Origin of the sequence: Paraclostridium sp. AKS73, assembly GCF_025671395.1 — a bacterium.
GTDB lineage: Bacteria > Bacillota > Clostridia > Peptostreptococcales > Peptostreptococcaceae > Paraclostridium > Paraclostridium benzoelyticum.
Genome location: NZ_JAIXHU010000011.1, coordinates 62,516 through 82,938 on the forward strand (window position 1 = coordinate 62,516; position 20,423 = coordinate 82,938).

The window sequence follows — 20,423 nt, forward strand, 5'->3', positions numbered from 1 at the left end:
CAACAGTTTTTGAAAATATATTTAATTAAAATTGAAAATTGATTTTAAACATAAAAAAACCTACTTCTTTTCCGTTAAGAAGTAGGATTTAAATGAATGTATACATCCATTTAAAAGGGGTATTGGGAATAGAGATTTTAATTAAGGTTATCAGGGGGATAACCATGTATACATAATACCAAGATTCGACAGAAAAATCAATAGTTTTGACAAAAAAATTTAAAAAACATTAATTTACGATAAAAATAGATACAAAAAAAAGAATAAGAGCAATAGAAGTGTGTAATTATAGCGCTTTGCTATATAAAAAAAGAGGAAATAGTGGTATAATAGTAAAAGTTTCACTAAAATTATATGATAATTTACATAGTTAATTGGGACAATAATATAGAGTATAAATAGTATGATTAAATACAAAGAAAGTTGGTGTATTAGTATGGAAATATACTTAGATAATAGTGCAACAACTAAGCCATATGAAAAAGTAGTAGAAAAAATGGTATATGCACTTACTACAGATTATGCAAATCCTTCAGCTGTACATAAAAAAGGTGTTGAAGTTGAAAAAATATAAAAAATAAGACAAGAAATAGCTAGAAGTATAGGATGTAAAGATAAAGAAATAATATTTACATCAGGAGGAACAGAAGCTAATAATACAATTATAAGAGGTATTGCAAATCTTCACAAAAAGAGAAAAAATCATATAATAACGACAAACATAGAACATCCATCAGTTTTAAGAACGATGGAAGATTTAGAAGAACAAGGATTTGAAGTTACTTATCTAAAAGTAAATGACAAAGGAATAGTAAATATAGATGATGTAAAAAATGCAATAAAAGAGAATACTATATTAATTAGTATGATGCATGTAAATAATGAAATTGGAAGTATACAACCTATAAAAGAAGTAGGTAAGTATCTAAGCACGTTAAAGGAAAAAGTATATTTACATGTAGATGCAGTTCAGTCATTTGCTAAAATCAATTTTAAACCATCTAGATATAACATAGACTTTATGAGTGTTAGTGGACATAAATTACACGGACCAAAAGGTATTGGATTTATGTACGTAAAGGAAAATAACAAAATAAAACCTATGTTAACTGGTGGAGGACAAGAAATAGGAATAAGATCTGGAACTGAAAATGTAGCTGGTATATATGGACTAGGAGAAGCTATAGATATAATAATGTCAGATTTAAATTCAAAAATAGAGAAAATAGAAAAACTAAAAGTTTTACTAAAAGATTTTATAGTTGAAAATATAGATGATATTAAAGTGAATTCTCCTGAGGACGGTGTATGTCATATATTAAATATATCATTTAAAGATGTTAAAGGAGAGGTACTACTTCATCATTTAGCACAGCAGGGTGTATTTGTATCTACAGGATCAGCTTGTTCATCAAAGAAAAAGGGAAGCCATGTTTTAAATGCAATAGGGCTTACTCCACAAGAAATTGACGGAGCTATAAGATTTAGCTTATCGGATATGACAACAGAAGAAGAAATAAATGAAGCTTGTGAAATAATAAAAAAATCAGTAGAAGAACTTAGATTTATAATAAGAAGACGATAATTAAGAGGTGATAAATTTGTATAATATAGCTATAGTTAAGTATGGAGAAATCGGTGTAAAAGGAAAAAATAGATATATATTTGAAAATAAATTAATAAAAAATGTGAAAAACATGTTAGCTCCTATAGGAAAGTTTAATGTATATAAAGAATATGGAAGAATATATGTTGATTTAGGAGAATATGCAGAAGACTATGAAGAAGTATTAGAAGAAATCAAAAAAGTATTTGGAGTTGTAGGAGTTTGCCCAGGTATAAGAGCAGAAAAAGACTATGATAAATTAAAGCAACTAGCGCTACAACTTTTAGAAGAAAAGATAGAAGAGGGTTCTGAATCGTTTAAAGTTACTTCAAGAAGAGGAGATAAGAGTTTAGAATTAACTTCTCAAGAAATGAGTAAAGATATAGCTGGATTTTTAGTTTATAATGTAAAAGATAGAATAAAAGTTGATGTTAGAAACCCAGAGACAACTATACACTGCGAATATAGACAAAATCATGTAATGGTATATAGTGATACAGTTCCAGGTTATGGAGGTCTTCCAGTTGGAACAAATGGTAGAGCAATGTCTTTATTATCTGGAGGAATAGACAGTCCAGTTGCTTCTTGGATGGTTGCAAAAAGAGGAGTAGAAATTGAAGCTATACATTTCCACAGTTATCCATTTACTAGTGAAAAATCACAAGAAAAAGTAAGGGACTTAGCTCAGATACTAGCAAAATATTGTGGTAAAGTTAGACTTCATAAAGTAAATATATTAGAAATACAAAAGGCAATAGGCGTATCATGTAAAGAAGAAGAAATGACTATAATATCTAGAAGATTTATGATGAAAATAGCTCAAAGAGTAGGAGAAATGAGATTCTGTGATGCATTAGTTACAGGAGAAAGTATAGGACAAGTTGCATCTCAAACTATACAAGGATTAACTTGTACAAATGCTTCTGTATCATTACCTGTATTTAGACCTCTTATAGCAATGGATAAATCAGAGATAATAAAAATAGCTCAAAAAATAGGAACATTTGAAACATCAGTTATACCAGAAGAGGATTGTTGTACAGTATTTTCTCCAAAAAGTCCTGTAACAAAACCTAAATTAGATAGAATAGAGAAATCAGAGTCATCTTTAGATATAGAAAAACTAATACAAGACGCAATCGATAATATGGAAGTTGAAGTATTTGAATTTTAATAAAAAAGGATCTATACCATTTTGTATAGATCCTTTTTTATTATTTATTATGAGCTATTACACCGAACTCAGCTAGTATTTTAGATGCTTTTTCTATATCTTCTTTAGTAGCATCTGGAACATCTTTTAACTCATATTCAAATCCCATGTTTTCCCATTTATGAACACCTAGAGTATGATAAGGAAGTAATTCAACTCTATCAACATTTTTTAGAGTTGAAATGAATTTACCCATAAGCTCTAAGTTTTCTATATCATCTGTTATTCCAGGAACAAGAACGTGTCTTATCCAAACCGGTATATTTCTATCGCTTAAATGCTTAGCAAATTCTAATGTCTTATCTATGCTAACACCTACTAAATCTTTACATTTTTCAGGTACCATATGCTTTAAGTCAAGTAAAACTAAATTTGTGTAATCAAGTACTGGATCTATGACATCTATGTTTACAAAACCAGAGGTATCTAAACATGTATGAATTTCATTTTCTTGAGCTTTTTTAAATAAATCTTTTAAAAATTCAGGTTGAAGAGTAGCTTCACCACCAGAAACTGTTAAACCTCCTCCCGAGAATTTCATATAAGAAGAGTATTTTTTTACTTGTTCTATTATTTCATCAGTAGTGTATTCAGTTCCGCCTTTAACATCCCAAGTATCTCTATTATGACAGTACTTACATCTTAAAGGACAACCTTGCATGAATAATATAAATCTAATTCCAGGACCATCTACAGTCCCAAATGTTTCTATTGAATGAACTCTACCTTTTACCATTTTATCCACCTCGTTAATTATATATTATACTAATAAAATTTATCATCTAAAATAATTGTATACATTATACTTTCTACCCACTATTATAAAACATTAAACTTATAAAGTCTATTAAATAGTTTTTTTAATTCATGGGAATTTATACTTAATTTATTTATTTTAGTACTTAGAAAAAAAGAGTGCAAACTGATGAGGTTTGCACTCTGAATATACTTTGATAATTGATTGTTATAATATGTTTACATTTCTATTAAGTTATAATTAGCACATTTTTCCGTGGAATGTTCTGTTTATAACGTCTAATTGTTGCTCTCTAGTTAACTTGATGAAGTTTACAGCGTATCCTGAAACTCTTATAGTTAATTGAGGGTATTTTTCTGGATGCTCCATAGCATCTTCTAAAGTAGCTCTATCAAATACGTTTACGTTTAAGTGATGAGCGTTTTGAGCAAAGTATCCATCCATCATTGAAGATAAGTTGTTTACTCTTTCATCCATGTCTTTTCCTAAAGCACCTGGTACTATAGAGAAAGTATTAGATATACCATCTTGAGCATGCTCGTATGGTAATTTAGCAACTGATGATAATGATGCTAAAGCACCGCTATTATCTCTTCCGTGCATTGGGTTAGCTCCTGGAGCAAATGGCTCACCAGCTCTTCTTCCGTCAGGAGTGTTACCAGTTTTCTTACCATAAACAACGTTTGAAGTTATAGTAAGTATAGATTGAGTATGATAAGAATTTCTGTAAGTCTTGTTCTTTCTTATCTTGTTCATGAAGCTTTCAACTAATTCAACAGCTATATCATCAACTCTGTCATCGTTGTTTCCGTATTTAGGGAAATCACCTTCAACTTCGAAGTCAACAACTATTCCTTCTTCATTTCTTATAGTTTTAACTTTAGCGTATTTTATAGCAGATAATGAGTCAGCACATACTGATAAACCAGCTATACCACAAGCCATAGTTCTGAATACGTCTCTATCATGTAAAGCCATTTCTAATGCTTCATAAGAATACTTATCATGCATGAAATGTATTACGTTTAATGTATTTACATATAAGTTAGCTAACCAATCTGTAAACATATCGAATTTTGCATAACCTCATCGTACTCTAAGTATTCAGAAGTTATAGGTTCGAATCTAGGTCCAACTTGCTTGAATTTCTTCTCATCTACACCACCGTTTATAGCGTATAATAAAGTCTTAGCTAAGTTAACTCTAGCTCCGAAGAATTGCATTTGTTTACCTATTCTCATTGCAGATACACAACAAGCTATACCGTAGTCATCTCCCCAGTAAGGCTTCATTAAATCATCATTCTCGTATTGAACAGAACTTGTGTCTATTGATACTTTAGAACAGAAGTTTTTGAATCCTTGAGGTAATTGAGTAGACCATAATACTGTTAAGTTTGGCTCTGGAGATGGTCCAAGAGTATATAAAGTATTTAACATTCTGAATGAGTTTTTAGTTACTAATGTTCTACCATCTAATCCCATACCACCTATAGACTCAGTTACCCAAGTTGGGTCTCCAGAGAATAAATCGTTGTATTCAGGAGTTCTTAAGAATCTAACCATTCTTAACTTCATAACGAAATGGTCCATTATTTCTTGAGCTTCTTCTTCAGTTAATACACCAGCAGCTAAATCTCTTTCGAAGTATATGTCTAAGAAAGATGATACTCTACCTAAAGACATTGCAGCTCCGTTTTGATCTTTAACAGCTCCTAAGTATCCGAAGTATGTCCATTGAACAGCTTCTTTTGCGTTAGTAGCAGGTTGAGCTATATCGAATCCGTAAGATGCAGCCATTTTCTTTAATGCTTCTAATGCTTTTATTTGATCAGATAATTCTTCTCTTAATCTTATAACTTCTTCATCTATACATCTAACTTCTAAAGAAGCTTTTTGATCTAATTTATCTTGTATTAATTTATCAACACCGTATAGAGCAACTCTTCTGTAGTCACCTATTATTCTACCTCTACCGTAAGCATCTGGTAAACCAGTTATTATACCAGCACTTCTAGCAGCTCTCATGTCAGGAGTATAAGCATCGAATACACCTTGGTTATGAGTTTTTCTGTACTTAGTGAATATTTCACTTATTTCTGGGTTTAATTTGTATCCGTAAGCTTCACAAGAAGTTTCAACCATTCTTATTCCACCGAAAGGCATTGCAGCTCTCTTTAAAGGAGCGTCAGTTTGAACACCTACTACTGTTTCTAAATCCTTGTTTATATAACCAGGACCGTATGCATCTATTAAAGATACAGTATCAGTATCTACGTCTAATGTTCCACCATTGTCTCTTTCCTTTTTGAAAAGATCCATAGCTTCATTCCATAATTTTTTAGTGTTCTCAGTTGCTCCAGCTAAGAAAGAATCATCTCCCTCATATGGTTTGTAGTTTAATTGTATGAACTCTCTTACGTTTATTTCTTTAGTCCATCTACCAGTTTTGAATCCTTGCCATGCATTCATGTTGATAGCCTCCTTAAGTTTATATGTGTTGAGTATATTTATTTTATAAAATCTAGCTAGATATTTTTTAAACAATATAATCATAACATAGAATTAGTATTTTGTATACAGAATTTTACACTATCTTTTCTTTTTTGATAGATTTTTCTGTTATTTTGTTATATTCATATGATACCCGGTTAAAATGTCGAATAAACATAAATTTTAAGAATAATTTTAAAATTTTTTATACATATAGAATTAAGTTGATTGAATATGTATTTAATAAGGGGGGATATAATGATATTTATAATAGGTCTATTTATAATAGGATTTATACTTATAACAAAGGGTGCTGATATTTTTATAGATTCTACTATATCTGTAGGGAAAAAAACCAACATACCTGAAATTGTTTTAGGTGCAACTATAGTTAGCCTAGCAACTACATTTCCTGAATTGACAGTTTCATTATGTGCATCAATAAAAGGGCACACAACAATGAGTTTAGGAAATGCAATAGGGTCTATAATTTGCAATACTGGGTTAGCACTTGGATTAGTAGCAATTATTAGGCCTTTTAAAGTTGATAAAAAAGTATTTAATTCAAAAGCTACATTATTAATTATATCTATAATTATTTTAATTGTATTAGGATTGGATAAAGTTATAGATAGAAAAGATGCTATGGCTCTAATGGGAATGTTAATTATTTACATGATTAACAATTACAAGAGTATACCTAAAACTAAAATGAGATTAGTATCAGATGCGAGTGCGAGGAAAGATGTAAAATCAATCAATATGTTGAAAATAGGTTTTTTATTTATAGTAGGAATAATTATGATGATAATAGGTTCTAGGCTATTGGTGGATAATGGAATAATAATAGCCGAATATATCGGAGTTCCACAGGGAGTTATAAGTTTAACTGTAATAGCATTAGGGACTTCGCTTCCTGAGTTAGTATCTTGCTTAACAGCTATAAAAAAGAAGCATAATGCTATATCTGTAGGCAATATATTAGGCGCTAATATTTTAAATATAGTTTCAGTAATATCTATATCATCTTTTATAATGATACGCCAATACTTAAACAAACATCAATTATAGATTTTCCATTTATGATAGTATTAGTTTTAATTTTAACAGTTCCTACAATTATAAAGGAAAAAATTTATCGACTTCAAGGCGTCTTAATGCTACTTACATATTTACTGTATTTATTTGTTATATATTTTACATATATAAAATAAAAAAATAGAGGGTTATATAATACCCTCTATTTTGCTTTAAATTGAATACGATATTTACTATTAGGATAAAATATTAATTGCATAATATTTAAAAAAATATATAATTGATAAAGTTAATATAAATTGATAACGGAAAGGAAACAATATATGAATATAGTTAAATTCGATGATTTACCAATAAATGAGAACATAAAAAAAGCTGTATTAGAAATGGGATTCGAGGAACCATCTCCAATACAAGCACAAGCAATACCAAAAATAATTACTGGAGTAGATATTATAGGTCAAGCACAAACAGGTACGGGGAAAACAGCAGCATTTAGTATACCTATATTAGATATGGTAGACCCAGAGGACAAGAGTCTACAAGCGGTAGTTTTATGTCCAACAAGAGAATTAGCAATACAAGTTTCAAGTGAAATAAGAAAAATAGGTAAGTACATGCACGGGATAAAAACTTTACCTGTATATGGAGGACAACCTATAGACAGACAAATAAAGTCGCTTAAGAGTGGGGTTCAAATAGTTATAGGAACTCCAGGTCGTATAATAGACCATATAAATCGTAAGACTTTAAAGTTAGATAAAGTAAAAATGGTTATATTAGATGAAGCGGATGAAATGCTAGATATGGGATTCAGAGAAGATATCGAAATGATTTTAAATCAAACTCCTGAAAATAGACAAACAACTTTCTTCTCAGCTACTATGCCTAAAGGAATATTAGATTTAACAAAAAGATTCCAAAAAGATCCTGAGCATGTAAAAATAGTTAGAAAAGAACTTACAGTTCCTAATATAAAACAATACTATATAGAAACTAAATCTGCTAATAAGTTAGAAGTATTATGTAGATTGGTAGATGTATATAACCCTAAATTATCAGTAGTATTTTGTAATACAAAAAGAGGTGCTGATGAATTAGTTAGTGATTTACAAGCAAGAGGATACTTCGCAGATGCATTACATGGAGATTTAAAGCAAACTCAAAGAGATATAGTAATGGATAAGTTCAGAAATGGAACTATAGATATATTAGTTGCTACAGATGTTGCTGCTAGAGGGATAGATGTTGATGATGTAGAAGCTGTATTTAACTATGATTTACCACAAGATGAAGAGTACTATGTACACAGAATCGGAAGAACAGGAAGAGCTGGTAGAAATGGAATATCATTCACTTTTGTTTTCGGAAAAGCAATGAGAAAGATGAAAGATATAGAAAGATACACTAAATCTAAATTAGAAAAGCATAGCATACCTTCAATATCAGATGTTGAAGAGAAAAAGTAAGCTTATTCTTTGATCAAGTAAAATCTACTATAGAAGAAGGTCATTTAACAAAACAAGTACAATGGTTAGAGAACTTCTGCAAAGAGGAAGATTATGATACTTTAGATATAGCTGCTGCTTTAGTCAAGTTAGCTCTAGGTGACGAGGCGAAAGAAGAAATAATAGAAGAAAGTCATAGCACAGGTGCAGAGTCTGGAATGACTAGATTATTTATCAATATAGGTAGAAAACAAAAAGTTCAAGCTAAAGACATCGTTGGAGCTATAGCTGGAGAAGTTGGAATACCAGGAAAATTAGTTGGAACTATAGATATATATGATAAATATACTTTTGTGGAGATACCAAAGAAACACACTAGAAAAGTTCTTGATAAGATGAAGAACATAAAAATAAAAGGAAATAAAGTTAATATAGAAAAAGCAAATAACAAAAGAAAAAACAATAAATTAGGGACAAGTTTGCCTCCTTTTGAATAATCTATAATAAGACTTCAAAAGGAGGTGTTTTATTTGTCAGAAACAGTATTTCAAATGTTAATATGGTTAATATCTGTAGTTATAACAGTAGGAGGCGGATATTTAATAATATATTTAAAGAATAAAATAGGTAGTGAAAAATTAAGTTCATATTACAATATTGCTAAAATGATTGTAATGAGTATAGAGCAAACACAAACAAATTTAACTTCTGAAGAAAAGAAACAAATTGCAGTAGATCATTTAAAGAAACTAACTAAAAATAAGTTAAGTGATGAAGAAATAGATAGATTAATTGAATCATCTGTATATGAAATGAAAAAATTAATTTTAAATAATAAATTATAGAACATAAAGGGTGTTTCAAATATTTTGGAACACCCTTTTTTTATTAGATTTAGAATTCTAGGTTTAAAGATAATAGTCTTCTTTTAAGTTCATTCATTACGTTAATTTCATCAGTTAAAGAATTTGCATCATAGGTAACTGAAAACCTTAGAAAACTTCCACAATCATCCCAAGGAACGGTAGATACTAAAGCATGAGAAAGTATATAAAGACTTGCTTCTTCAGCACTACTAAATCTAACTCCATTTTTAACACCCTTAGGTATTTTCACATAAGAATAAAATCCAGCATCTGGCTTATTTGTTTTAAATCCAACTTGATTTAAAACATCAATCAACAAATCAAATCTTCTTGAATATCTTTCTTTATTTAAATTAATTAAGTTATGATAGTTATCAAGTGCATAAGCGCCTGCTTTCTGAATAGCCCTAAACTGACCAGAGTCAGTATGGCCTTTTATAGCACAATATAGTTGCATAGCTTTTTTAGAACCTACAACAAATGCTAACCTCCAACCAGTCATATTAAATGCTTTTGATAAAGAATGAATTTCTATACAGACATCAAGGGCCCCATCAACACTAAGAATACTAAGAGGAATACAGTCTCCATAAGTTAAAGCTCCGTAAGCTAAATCAGAAACAATTATGATATCATTTTCTTTTGCAAATTTAACTGCATGCTCATAAAATTTTTTTGTTGCGATTTGACCGGTAGGATTATTAGGATAATTTAAATATAGAAGTTTTGATCTTTTCTTTATATCTGCAGGTATATTGTCTAAATCTGGATAAAAATTATTTTCGGGACATAAAGGGAGTTTATAAATTTCACCACCTAAAAACTTAGAATATGTTCCAAGTACTTGATATGCAGGGGATGGCATTAGACATATATCCTCAGGATTTATAAAACATAGTGGAATCATAGCAAGTACTGGTTTAGAGCCTATTCCATGAACTATATTTTCAGGAGTTATATTTTTCAAATTATACATATTATTTAAATATCTACAAGCTGATTCTTGAAATTCAATAATTCCATTGTCTGAGTAAAATCTATTTTCAGGCTTTCCAGCTTCCATACATAATATATCAACAATAGAACTATCAGCCATTTGATCTGGTTCTCCAACTCCCATATCAATAAGTTTTACATCAGGAAACTTAGATTTAACCTCTTTTGTTATTTTTTTATTTTCTCAAATTTATAGAGTTTATCATTGCTTTCAAAAAATGATGAACCACCAAGTCGGGTAGAAACTTTGTTGTCAATAAAATCCATTATTATTCCTCCAAAACTAATTTAGTATAATATATAATATTTAATAAATAGTTTTTTGATACAATAAAACAAAACTATTTAAATTTCGTTGAAGGATAATAATCTGATTTATAGAATTGAATAAAAAGTATCATTTTTAAATTTGATAGGAGGGGGAAGCTAATGATAAATTTTTCTTTAGACAACAAAAACTTAAAAGTTGAGTTTTTAAGTAAAGAATTGGACCATCATATTGCAAATGAAGTAAGAGAAGAGATTGATTATGTTATACAAGATAAGCAAATCAAGAATATAGTTTTTGATTTTAAAAATATGAATTTTATGGATTCTTCAGGTATTGGAGTAGTTATTGGTAGATACAAAAAAATATCTAGTGAGGGTGGAAAGGTAGCTGTAATTAATTTAAATTCAAGAGTAAAAAAGGTTTTTGATTTATCTGGGATGAATAAGATAATACAAATTCATGACACTTATGAAGATGCTGTAAGTTCTTTTTTAGGAGGTGTTGCAAATGAATAATATTGTGGAAGTAAAGTTTTCAGCAAGATCAGAAAATGAAAGTTTTGCAAGGGTAATAGTTGCATCATTTGCAGCTAAGTTAGATCCTACATTAGATGAAATTGCAGACATAAAAACTGCAGTATCTGAAGCTGTAACTAATTCAATAATACATGGATATGATGAAGATGAAACAAAATTTGTTAATATAAGGTGTGAGATAGAAGATAGAGAAATAACTATCACAGTAGAAGACACTGGAAATGGGATAGAAGATTTAGATATGGCTATGCAGCCATTATATACATCGAAACCTGAATTAGAAAGATCTGGTATGGGATTTACCGTTATGGAAAGTTTCATGGATAAAGTAACTGTTTCTTCTAAAAAGGGCGAGGGAACTAAAGTTATTATGAAAAAGAAAATAGATTCATCTAATATAGAATAGAGGTTTTGTTATGGGGATAACTGCCAATAAAGAAGAAAGAAAGGGATTGCTTAGCCATGAGGAGACTTTAAGATTAATACAACTGGTACAAAATGGGGATGAAGAAGCAAAAGAAATACTAATAGAGAGTAATTTAGGGTTAGTTAGAAGTGTTGTATCTAAATTTTTAAATATAGGATATGAAAGAGATGACTTATTTCAATTAGGATCAATAGGACTTATAAAGTCTATTTATAAGTTTGATCCAAAATTTAATGTTAAATTCTCGACATATGCAGTACCTATGATTTTAGGAGAAATAAAAAGATATTTAAGAGATGATGGGATGATAAAAGTCTCAAGATCTTTAAAACAAGTTGCAATAAAAGCTAAAACACAAACTGAAGTTCTAACTAAAAAGTTAGGAAGAGAGCCAACTATAGATGAGTTATCTAAAGTTGTAGGAGTAGATAAAGAAGAATTGGTTATGGCGTTAGAATCAAACTTCTCTGTAGAATACTTACATGGAGTAATACACGAAGAAGAAGGAGCACCTATATGTTTAATTGATAAAATTAGCCTAAAAGGAGAAGATGAAGAAGATAAAGTTATAGATAATCTTTTATTAAAAGAGGTATTAGGAAAATTGGATAAAAGAGAAAGACAAATTATAATGCTTAGATATTTTGAAGATAAAACACAGAGTGAAATAGGAGAACTTTTAAATATATCTCAAGTACAAGTTTCTAGAATAGAGAAAAAGTACTGTCAAAGTTAAAAACTTATATAGGATAAAAAATAAACCCCTAATTTAGGGGTTTATTTTTTTTAGTTTGTTAAATAATAACTATATATAGATTGATTAAATAGGAGGTCAGAATATGGATAAGAATTACAAAGAATATGTTGATAAAATAAGTCCAAAACCTACTTATGTAAAAAATTATATATTAGCATTTATTGTAGGTGGAATAATCTGTGTAATTGGACAGGCTATAAATGATGTTTATATGAGTTTTGGACTAGATAAATTGAAAGCAGCTGGAGCAACATCTATGACTTTAATTTTTATAGGTGCATTTTTAACAGGATTAGGAGTTTATGATTTAATTGGCAAAAGAGCAGGTGCTGGATCTATTATTCCAATAACTGGATTTGCAAACTCTATAGTATCACCTGCAATGGAGTACAAAAGAGAAGGATATGTAATGGGTGTTGGAGCAAATCTATTTAAGATTGCAGGGCCTGTTTTAGTGTATGGAATAGGTTCATCTGTGTTATGTGGATTAATATACTACATAATAAAATTCATCATATAGAAAGGAGATATATAGGTGGCTAGAAATAGGATAGGAAAAAGGACTATTAAATTAGAGAATGGACCAACTATAATATCTACATCATCAATAGTGGGACCTAAAGAAGCGAATGGGCCTCTTAAAGAATATTTTGATATGAAGCTAGATGATGATTTATTTGGAGAAAAAAGTTGGGAATTTGCAGAAAGCAAGATGGTTCAAACGGTTATAGAAAATGCAATAAAAAATGCTAATAAGTCTGTAGATGATATAGATTATATGATTGCTGGAGATTTACTAAATCAGCTTTTATCAACATCATTTGCAGCTAGAGAAGTAAACATTCCATTTTTAGGAGTTTATGGAGCATGTTCTACAATGGCACTGTCTTTATCATTAGGGTCGATGTTGGTTGATGGAGGATTTGCTGACTTAGTGGTTGCAGCGACATCAAGTCATTACTGTACAGCAGAAAGACAATTTAGATTTCCGTTAGAATTAGGAAGTCAAAAACCTATGACAGCTCAATGGACAGTTACAGGATCTGGTTGCTCTTTGATATCTAGTGAAGGACAAGGCCCAAAGGTTAAGTATATAACAATAGGAAAGGTAATTGATAAAGGGATAAGTGATGCAAATAACATGGGTGCAGCTATGGCTCCAGCTGCTATAGACACGATATACTCTTACTTTGTGGATACAAAAGATGACCCAAATAGTTTTGACATGATTGCAACAGGTGACCTAGGTAAATTAGGTATGCAAATAACTATAGACTTATTAAAAGAAAAAGGATTAGATATATCTAAAGTTTATACTGATTGTGGAGTAGAAATTTTTAATATAGATGATCAAGACGTTCATTGTGGTGGAAGCGGATGTGGATGTTCAGCATCTGTTTTCAATGGATATATTTATAAAATGTTAAAATCTAAAAAATTTAATAAGATTATGTTAGTTTCAACAGGGGCATTATTATCACCTACAAGTACATTGCAAAAAGAGAGTATACCTAGTGTAGCTCATGCTGTAGTTATAGAAAATGAATAGGAGGTGTAAGAAGTGCTTATAGAGTATCTAAAAGTATTTTTAGTAGGCGGGGTTATATGCTTAATTGCTCAGATATTAATGGACTACTTTAAATTACAAACACCATATGTAATGGTTACTTATGTAACAAGTGGAGTAATATTAAGCTTTTTAGGTGTATATCAGCCTATTGTAGAGTTTGGAGGTTCTGGAGCAACTGTTCCTATAATAGGGTTTGGATATTCTTTATATAATGGAGTTGTTAAAGCAATAGAACAAGATGGATTTATGGGGATTTTTACAGGTGGTATAACTGCAACTGCAGGAGGTATAACAGCAGCTATATTTTTTGGATATATAATGGCCGTTATATTTACCCCAAAGGCTAAGCCATAAAATAAAAAGAACTATATGAGACTTAACTCATATAGTTCTTTTTTTATGCAGCTGGTTTTGCTGCTGTACTAGGTTTTTGAGTGGTTTGAGTAGGTGAAGTTTGATTATTACCTTGAGGTGGAGTAGGAGTTACGTCAGTACCACCACCTGTTGTTCCACCTCCGGTACCTGGATTAGTTCCAGTACCACCACCTGTATTTCCACCTCCAGTTCCTGGGTCAGTGCCAGTACCTGGATTACTATTATCATTACCACCATTATTGTTGCCGTTATCTCCATTATCTCCAGGATCAGGAGTTTCTGGAGTTGGAGTTTCTGGAGAAGGAGTTTCCGTTTCCGGTTTATTTTCTTCTTCTACAGGAGGCAATGTAGTTGCCGGTGGAGTATAAGAAGAATGAGTAGTAGGTATCTGACCTTTTATGAAAGCCGCCATACCAGAATTATAAGCTCCTTTAGGAACTATACTACCATTCAATAAGTTTATATTATAAAACTCTATATTACTTGCTTTTTTAAAATCAATTGGGTCAAGTCCATCATGCGCTTTATTCATTACTTTAGACCATAATTTAGCAGAAGTTCCACTTCCGTGAACAACACCTCTACGAGGTATAGTTTCTTTTGTAGTTGGATCAATTCTATGATCATCACCTATATAAGTAGCACCTACATAATAAGGTGTGTAACCAACAAACCAAGCGTCTTTATTTTCATTTGTAGTACCTGTTTTACCAGCTACAGGCATATCACCAAAGCTAGCTGATTTACCAGTACCTTCTTTAACTACAGATTTAAGCATATCTGTAAGAACATAAGCAACTTCAGGGTCTACAACCTTATGCTCTTCTGGAGTGTTTTGTATTAACACTTGCCCATCTGAAGACTCAACAGTTGTAAATGTTATAGGTTCAACATAAGTTCCACCGTTAGCCAAAGTTCCATAAGCCGCAGCCATATCAAGAGGAGAAGCTCCTTTTGTCATACCACCTAAAGTAAGAGCAGGGAATGTTCTATCTCTGCCACCAGGTCCATCTTTTAAATCAGATAATCCAAAGTTTTTTAGGTAATCAAGCATAACGTCAACACTTTCATCGTAAGTTGAAGCAAGTTGTTCAGCTACTTTTATAGCTATTGTATTTGATGACTTAGCTAAAGCTTTACGCATTGTCATATCTCCAGAACCAGATGTTGTAGTATTTGGATTCCATTTATTATTTTCTTTAAATTTATATCCTCCACGTACATCGCTAAATGTATCTGCTTGATTCATTCCGTTATCAATAGCTGGAGTGTAAACTGATAAAGGTTTTATAGTAGAACCAGGTTGGTGTGGTGAAGTAGCTCTATTTAAAACTTTTCTAGCTTTAATTTCTCTACCACCAATCAAGGCTTTTATTTTACCAGTTCGATAATCTAAAACTACCATAGCAGCCTGAGGTTGAGGAATTCCATCTTTGTAAGTTTCAGTTCCTGGGAAGTTATTTCTATTATTAAACTCAGTTTCTAAATCACTTTGCATATTTTTATCTATAGTAGTACGTATTTTTAAACCTCCACTAAAATACAGTGTATTAGCTTCAGCTTCAGTATATCCTTGAGTTATAAGACTATTTATAACATCGCTTTCTATAAGGTCCTCAACTGTAGAAGCAGGTTTTTTAGATTGACCAGGCAGCTGTATATTTATTTTTCAGCGACAGCTTTATCATGTTCTTCTTGAGTTAAATAACCAAGTTCTAACATTTTCATTAAAACTGTTTCTTGTCTTTGTTTAGCATTAGGGTTTAGCTCAGCTTTTCTACAAACCATATTTCTGTTTCTTAACTCTTTAAAAGTGTCATCATCAGGTATAAGACCCCAATCATAAAGTTTATCAATCATATCTAACTCTACTTTAGTGGGTTCATCAAAACCATCACTCTTTACATAAAATTTTAATCTTCCTTTTAATTCATCTTTAGTTTCATTACCTGTTAATTTTGCAGTGTTATAAGCTGCATATTTATTAGGGTTTTGAGTTATACCAACAATCATAGCTGATTCAGCAACTGAAAGATCTTTAGCATGTTTATTAAAATATGCATTTGCAGCAGCTTCAACACCTATAGCACCTCTTCCAAAGTATGCACTATTTAAATAAAGTTCTAAAACTTCACTCTTAGTAAGAGTCTTATCCATTTCTAAAGCATAATAAATATCTTTAATTTTACGAACAACAGATACTTCACTAGAAGTAAGTAAATTTTTAGAAACTTGCATGTCTAGAGTACTTCCTCCAGGAGAAGAAGATGTAAATATATTTATAAGGGTGGCTTTAGCAAGCCCTTTAAAATCTACACCATTATGATCATAAAATCTTTCATCTTCTATTGATACAAGCGCATTTTGAAGATGAGCTGGCATATCTTTTATAGATATAGGAACCTTTTTATTATCTGTTGGAGGATTTCCCATTAAAGATCCATCACTATATAAAAGTTCTGTAACTGTGTTAACTTTTTTATCAAGAGCAGCTTTTGTCACAGGCTCTACGTCTTTTAAGGCTACAAATACTAGTGCAGTTGAAACTGCAACTCCTAATACCAACATAACTAAAAGTGTAACACCTACAGTTCTAAATATTTTAAACTTATCCTTCTTTGAAGATTTAGAAATACTTTTAGTTTTTTGACTACTGTTTTTAGTTGATTTCCTCGACGAGGCAGTAGGTTTAGTACTAGAGGAGCTAACTTTTTTTCTACGTATTTTGTTTTTGTCATTATTATCATTTCCCATGAAATTAACCTCCTTACTATAAGAATATATTATATCATATATGTGAATAATTTTGTATTTTATAGATAAAAATGAATATTATGTAATTAGTATTAGTGTTAGTTGATTATTTGAATTTAACATTTAACTATGATACAATATTAATTATTTTTAACTAAGTATAAAAAAAATATGTGTGAGGTGTACATATGATTGAAATAAATGAACAATTAAAGATAATTAAAAAAGGGGCAGCTGAAATAATTTCAGAAGAAGATATTGTTAAAAAGTTAGAAAAATCGGCAAAAGAAAATAAGCCATTAACAATAAAGTTAGGATTGGATCCTTCTGCACCAGATATTCACTTAGGACATACTGTTGTTTTAAGAAAAATGAAAGCATTCCAAGATTTAGGACATCAAGTAGTTATAATAATAGGAGATGCTACAGGTATGATAGGAGATCCAACTGGAAAATCAGCAGTTAGAAAGCAACTATCTCATGACCAAGTTTTAGAAAATGCAAGAACATATCAAGAACAAATCTTTAAAATATTAGACAGAGAAAAGACAATAGTAAAGTTTAATAGCGAGTGGTTACAAACTATGAATTTCATGGATGTTGCTAACTTAGCATCTAAGTATACTGTTGCGAGAATGTTAGAAAGAGATGATTTTAAGAAAAGATTCGCATCTAATCAATCTATATCAATACATGAATTTTTCTATCCATTAATGCAAGGATATGATTCAGTAGCAATAAAAGCTGATATAGAAATGGGAGGAACGGATCAAAAGTTTAACATATTAATGGGAAGAACTCTTCAAAAAGAGTATGATCAAGAACCTCAAATTGCTTTATTAATGCCTATAATAGAAGGTACTGATGGAGTTAAGAAGATGAGTAAATCACTAGGTAATTACATTGGTATAAGCGAAGCTCCTAATGATATGTATGGAAAAACTATGTCTATTCCAGATGAATTAATAATAAGATATTTTGAGTTAGTTACAGATGAACATCCTGATTCAATAGAAGCTATGAAGTCTGATATAGAACAAGATAAAGTAAATCCAAGAGACTTAAAAATGAAATTAGCTAAAGAAGTTGTAAAACTATATCATGGAGAAGAAAAAGCATTAGAAGCAGAGCAATATTTTAAATCTGTATTCCAAAAAAAGAATATTCCAGATGATATAGCTGAAATGGAAGTTTCTATAGAAGAGTCTGAAGAAGGTTTATTCTTTATACCAAAGCTAGTTACAGGATTAAAGCTTTCTCCATCTACAAGTGAAGCTAGAAGATTATTAAAGCAAGGTGGAATAAAGCTTAATGGTGAAAAAGTTGAAAATGACAAAATAGCTTTACAAACTGGAGATATAATACAAGTAGGAAAAAGAAAATTTGCAAAAATAATAATTAACAAGTAATTATAAGCCCTCCTTACATAATATAGTAAGGGGGGCTTTTTATGAAAAAATATTAGTTCAAAGAAGAAAACAAAAAATTAAAAAGAATATAATAATGTTTATAATAATTTTTTAGTATCGACATTAATAGGAACATTTATATACATAGATAATAAATTAAGACCAACTATTACTGTTATAGCAGAAACAAAAGCAGAAGAACTTGCTAATAAATCTATAAATAAAGCTGTTGCAAGTGTTATAGATAACAGTGTTAAGTATGAAGATTTAATAAATGTAAAGACTGGAGAAAGCGGAAAGATAACAATGATGCAAGCAAATTCTATCGCTATGAATGAAATAGCTTCACAAGTTGCACTAGAAATACAGTCAGAAATGAAAAAAATTAAAACGACGTCAACATACATACCTATAGGAACTGCATTAGGAAGTCCACTTTTAGCAAAATATGGGCCTAAAATAAAAGTATCTATAGAACCTATAGGAAATGTATATGTAGACTTTGGGACTGATTTTGAGTCTTCAGGAATAAATCAAACAAGGCATAGAATTTACTTAAAAGCAAAAACACAAGTAAAAGTAGTAGTACCACTTACAACGTCTACTAAAGAAGTTAAAACTCAAATTCCTATATGTGAAACTGTAATTGTAGGTGATGTTCCACAAAGCTATGTAAATGTTCCAGAAAAAGATATAGTTAATGTTATTCCTAATAAAAATATAAATAAATCAAACTAAAAGAGGGAGATTATTCTCCCTCTAACATCCAACCTATATAGACTCCATATCCAGTAGCAGGATTATTTTCAATTGCATGTGATACTGCACCTATGATTTTATCATCTTGCACTATTGGAGTACCACTCATACCTTGAACTATACCTCCAGTTAACTGTAATAGTTCTTTATCTATAATTTCTATTTTAAAAGTTTTAGACTCAGGATTTCTTTGTTTCTTTATATTTAATATATTAATTTCATATTCTCTAGGTTCTCCATTTGAAGTTTGCAAAAGAATTGAAGCTTTTCCGGTTTTAACCTCTCCTAATTGAGCAATTTTATATTGTTTAAATTTAGATAAATCTAATTTATGGATGGTTCCTTTTATTCCAAAACTAGAGTTATCTTTAAAATCTCCTATAAATTCATTTTTTTCACCATTGATGCAACCTACTGTTCCTTTATATGATTTATCTATTGTTAAATTAGATGTTGAAGAGATATATCCATTTTTAATAGGTAAATTTTTATTAAATCCAACACTTATGGGATGAGCAACTGCTCCAAAATTATTATTCTGTGGATTTACATATGTTAAAGTAGCAAATCCAGATACTATATTATTGAAATTTATTTTTTCTAAAATTTCTTTATTAGTATCAATATCTATTTTTTCATTATTTCTTAATACTTGAACCTTGATATTTTCATTTTCTGATAATGTATTTAGCAAACTAGAAAATCTGAATAATTTTTTATCTCATTATTATTTATTGATACTAATGAATCTCCTATTTTAAATGAAGAATCAGTAAAATTATTTCTAACCATAAGATATTGCAATTCAGCATCTATTTGCGTTATATTACCAATAGGTATTAAATAATTAGAATCATTTTTTGTTGTAGGTTCTGAATAAATAAATCCTATTGACAGAAAATATATTAAAAATGTTGTTAAAAAACATTTTTTAAGATTCATTAAAACACCTTCTTTCTGATAGAGTCTTTGATGATTAATGGTGCTTCTTTAATATTAGATTGTGCAGGATAAAAATTTTAATCCGTAGAAAACAGACACAATAAAAACCATTTGTTTTCAAAAATATAAAAAATAATCACCTAAAACTTAAAGTATATTTAAGTTAGTATTAATTATTTTATTTATTTATTTTATTTTTTCTTTTTT

General features: G+C 30.0%; 17 protein-coding genes and 3 pseudogenes. 13 read left to right on the plus strand and 7 right to left on the minus strand.

Translation table 11 applies throughout. The annotated features are described in order from the left end of the window. Window positions 1-436: 436 nt before the first annotated feature. Window positions 437-1,585, plus strand: a pseudogene (locus tag LEQ07_RS08380) (cysteine desulfurase family protein). 16 nt (window positions 1,586-1,601) lie between these two features. Continuing rightward, window positions 1,602-2,780, plus strand: coding sequence for a tRNA uracil 4-sulfurtransferase ThiI (thiI, locus tag LEQ07_RS08385; RefSeq protein WP_046822750.1), 1,179 nt, complete (start codon window positions 1,602-1,604; stop codon window positions 2,778-2,780). A gap of 40 nt (window positions 2,781-2,820) precedes the next feature. Here the strand turns inward: thiI and pflA are convergent, their stop codons facing one another. Both pflA and pflB read right to left on the minus strand, forming a co-directional pair. Beyond that, the gene (pflA, locus tag LEQ07_RS08390; RefSeq protein WP_046822749.1) at window positions 2,821-3,555 is read right to left on the minus strand and encodes a pyruvate formate-lyase-activating protein; all 735 of its coding nucleotides are present in this window, start codon (window positions 3,553-3,555) and stop codon (window positions 2,821-2,823) included. Between the two features lie 261 nt (window positions 3,556-3,816). Continuing rightward, window positions 3,817-6,047 (minus strand): annotated as a pseudogene (pflB, locus tag LEQ07_RS22465) (formate C-acetyltransferase). A gap of 279 nt (window positions 6,048-6,326) precedes the next feature. Here pflB and LEQ07_RS08400 point away from each other — a divergent pair. The 3 genes and pseudogenes from LEQ07_RS08400 to LEQ07_RS08410 all read left to right on the plus strand — a co-directional run bounded on the left by LEQ07_RS08400 (window position 6,327) and on the right by LEQ07_RS08410 (window position 9,399). After that, on the plus strand, window positions 6,327-7,139 hold the full coding sequence (locus LEQ07_RS08400; RefSeq protein WP_263330236.1) for a calcium/sodium antiporter: 813 nt from the start codon (window positions 6,327-6,329) through the stop codon (window positions 7,137-7,139). A 290-nt stretch (window positions 7,140-7,429) separates the two neighbouring features. Next, a pseudogene (locus LEQ07_RS08405) lies at window positions 7,430-9,051 on the plus strand (DEAD/DEAH box helicase). 33 nt (window positions 9,052-9,084) lie between these two features. Then, the gene (locus LEQ07_RS08410; protein WP_263330237.1) at window positions 9,085-9,399 is read left to right on the plus strand and encodes a phage holin; all 315 of its coding nucleotides are present in this window, start codon (window positions 9,085-9,087) and stop codon (window positions 9,397-9,399) included. 49 nt (window positions 9,400-9,448) lie between these two features. On the opposite strand, the gene LEQ07_RS08415 is transcribed toward LEQ07_RS08410, so the two are convergent. Continuing rightward, window positions 9,449-10,540 (minus strand): aminotransferase class I/II-fold pyridoxal phosphate-dependent enzyme, encoded by a 1,092-nt coding sequence (locus tag LEQ07_RS08415; protein ID WP_263330238.1) that lies wholly within the window; start codon window positions 10,538-10,540, stop codon window positions 9,449-9,451. 305 nt (window positions 10,541-10,845) lie between these two features. Between LEQ07_RS08415 and spoIIAA the strand changes: the two genes are divergently transcribed. From spoIIAA to spoVAE, 6 genes are all read left to right on the plus strand, one after another. Next, window positions 10,846-11,202: an anti-sigma F factor antagonist gene (spoIIAA, locus tag LEQ07_RS08420; RefSeq protein ID WP_025162289.1), complete on the plus strand. Its 357-nt coding sequence runs from the start codon at window positions 10,846-10,848 to the stop codon at window positions 11,200-11,202. After that, on the plus strand, window positions 11,195-11,629 hold the full coding sequence (gene spoIIAB / locus LEQ07_RS08425) for an anti-sigma F factor (protein WP_021428483.1): 435 nt from the start codon (window positions 11,195-11,197) through the stop codon (window positions 11,627-11,629). The genes spoIIAA and spoIIAB overlap by 8 nt, the downstream gene beginning before the upstream one ends. Before the next feature lie 10 nt (window positions 11,630-11,639). Next, window positions 11,640-12,386 (plus strand): RNA polymerase sporulation sigma factor SigF, encoded by a 747-nt coding sequence (gene sigF / locus LEQ07_RS08430; protein ID WP_263330239.1) that lies wholly within the window; start codon window positions 11,640-11,642, stop codon window positions 12,384-12,386. 103 nt (window positions 12,387-12,489) lie between these two features. Then, the gene (gene spoVAC / locus LEQ07_RS08435) at window positions 12,490-12,927 is read left to right on the plus strand and encodes a stage V sporulation protein AC (RefSeq protein WP_046822551.1); all 438 of its coding nucleotides are present in this window, start codon (window positions 12,490-12,492) and stop codon (window positions 12,925-12,927) included. 15 nt (window positions 12,928-12,942) lie between these two features. Next, complete coding sequence (gene spoVAD, locus LEQ07_RS08440) at window positions 12,943-13,956, plus strand: stage V sporulation protein AD (RefSeq protein WP_046822550.1); 1,014 nt, start codon at window positions 12,943-12,945, stop codon at window positions 13,954-13,956. Between the two features lie 18 nt (window positions 13,957-13,974). Next, on the plus strand, window positions 13,975-14,331 hold the full coding sequence (gene spoVAE, locus LEQ07_RS08445) for a stage V sporulation protein AE (protein ID WP_046822557.1): 357 nt from the start codon (window positions 13,975-13,977) through the stop codon (window positions 14,329-14,331). Between the two features lie 43 nt (window positions 14,332-14,374). Here the strand turns inward: spoVAE and LEQ07_RS08450 are convergent, their stop codons facing one another. Then, entirely contained in the window at window positions 14,375-15,850 is a 1,476-nt protein-coding gene (locus LEQ07_RS08450) for a transglycosylase domain-containing protein (RefSeq protein WP_263330240.1), read from the minus strand. Between the two features lie 164 nt (window positions 15,851-16,014). Beyond that, window positions 16,015-17,106, minus strand: coding sequence for a transglycosylase domain-containing protein (locus LEQ07_RS08455; protein ID WP_263330241.1), 1,092 nt, complete (start codon window positions 17,104-17,106; stop codon window positions 16,015-16,017). Window positions 17,107-17,294: 188 nt separating this feature from the next. Here LEQ07_RS08455 and tyrS point away from each other — a divergent pair, with 188 nt between their 5' ends. Further along, the gene (tyrS, locus tag LEQ07_RS08460; RefSeq protein WP_046822549.1) at window positions 17,295-18,515 is read left to right on the plus strand and encodes a tyrosine--tRNA ligase; all 1,221 of its coding nucleotides are present in this window, start codon (window positions 17,295-17,297) and stop codon (window positions 18,513-18,515) included. Between the two features lie 168 nt (window positions 18,516-18,683). Beyond that, window positions 18,684-19,253 carry a sporulation protein YunB gene (gene yunB / locus LEQ07_RS08465; RefSeq protein ID WP_442952409.1) on the plus strand — a complete coding sequence of 190 codons (570 nt, stop codon included), beginning with the start codon at window positions 18,684-18,686 and terminating at the stop codon, window positions 19,251-19,253. Between the two features lie 10 nt (window positions 19,254-19,263). Here the strand turns inward: yunB and LEQ07_RS08470 are convergent, their stop codons facing one another. Together LEQ07_RS08470 and LEQ07_RS08475 are read right to left on the minus strand one after the other, a co-directional pair. Further along, window positions 19,264-19,968 carry a SpoIVB peptidase S55 domain-containing protein gene (locus LEQ07_RS08470; protein ID WP_263330242.1) on the minus strand — a complete coding sequence of 235 codons (705 nt, stop codon included), beginning with the start codon at window positions 19,966-19,968 and terminating at the stop codon, window positions 19,264-19,266. Then, complete coding sequence (locus LEQ07_RS08475) at window positions 19,962-20,216, minus strand: hypothetical protein (RefSeq protein ID WP_263330243.1); 255 nt, start codon at window positions 20,214-20,216, stop codon at window positions 19,962-19,964. The genes LEQ07_RS08470 and LEQ07_RS08475 overlap by 7 nt, the downstream gene beginning before the upstream one ends. Window positions 20,217-20,423: the final 207 nt, after the last annotated feature.

Excerpts from the sequence above, each read along its gene's own strand:
- pflA (WP_046822749.1), bottom strand. The coding sequence starts at position 3,555 with ATGGTAAAAGGTAGAGTTCATTCAATAGAAACATTTGGGACTGTAGAT.
- LEQ07_RS08400 (WP_263330236.1), top strand. The coding sequence starts at position 6,327 with ATGATATTTATAATAGGTCTATTTATAATAGGATTTATACTTATAACA.
- LEQ07_RS08415 (WP_263330238.1), bottom strand. The coding sequence starts at position 10,540 with ATGGGAGTTGGAGAACCAGATCAAATGGCTGATAGTTCTATTGTTGAT.
- spoIIAA (WP_025162289.1), top strand. The coding sequence starts at position 10,846 with ATGATAAATTTTTCTTTAGACAACAAAAACTTAAAAGTTGAGTTTTTA.
- spoIIAB (WP_021428483.1), top strand. The coding sequence starts at position 11,195 with ATGAATAATATTGTGGAAGTAAAGTTTTCAGCAAGATCAGAAAATGAA.
- sigF (WP_263330239.1), top strand. The coding sequence starts at position 11,640 with ATGGGGATAACTGCCAATAAAGAAGAAAGAAAGGGATTGCTTAGCCAT.
- spoVAC (WP_046822551.1), top strand. The coding sequence starts at position 12,490 with ATGGATAAGAATTACAAAGAATATGTTGATAAAATAAGTCCAAAACCT.
- LEQ07_RS08450 (WP_263330240.1), bottom strand. The coding sequence starts at position 15,850 with ATGCAAAGTGATTTAGAAACTGAGTTTAATAATAGAAATAACTTCCCA.
- LEQ07_RS08455 (WP_263330241.1), bottom strand. The coding sequence starts at position 17,106 with ATGGGAAATGATAATAATGACAAAAACAAAATACGTAGAAAAAAAGTT.
- tyrS (WP_046822549.1), top strand. The coding sequence starts at position 17,295 with ATGATTGAAATAAATGAACAATTAAAGATAATTAAAAAAGGGGCAGCT.
- LEQ07_RS08475 (WP_263330243.1), bottom strand. The coding sequence starts at position 20,216 with ATGAATCTTAAAAAATGTTTTTTAACAACATTTTTAATATATTTTCTG.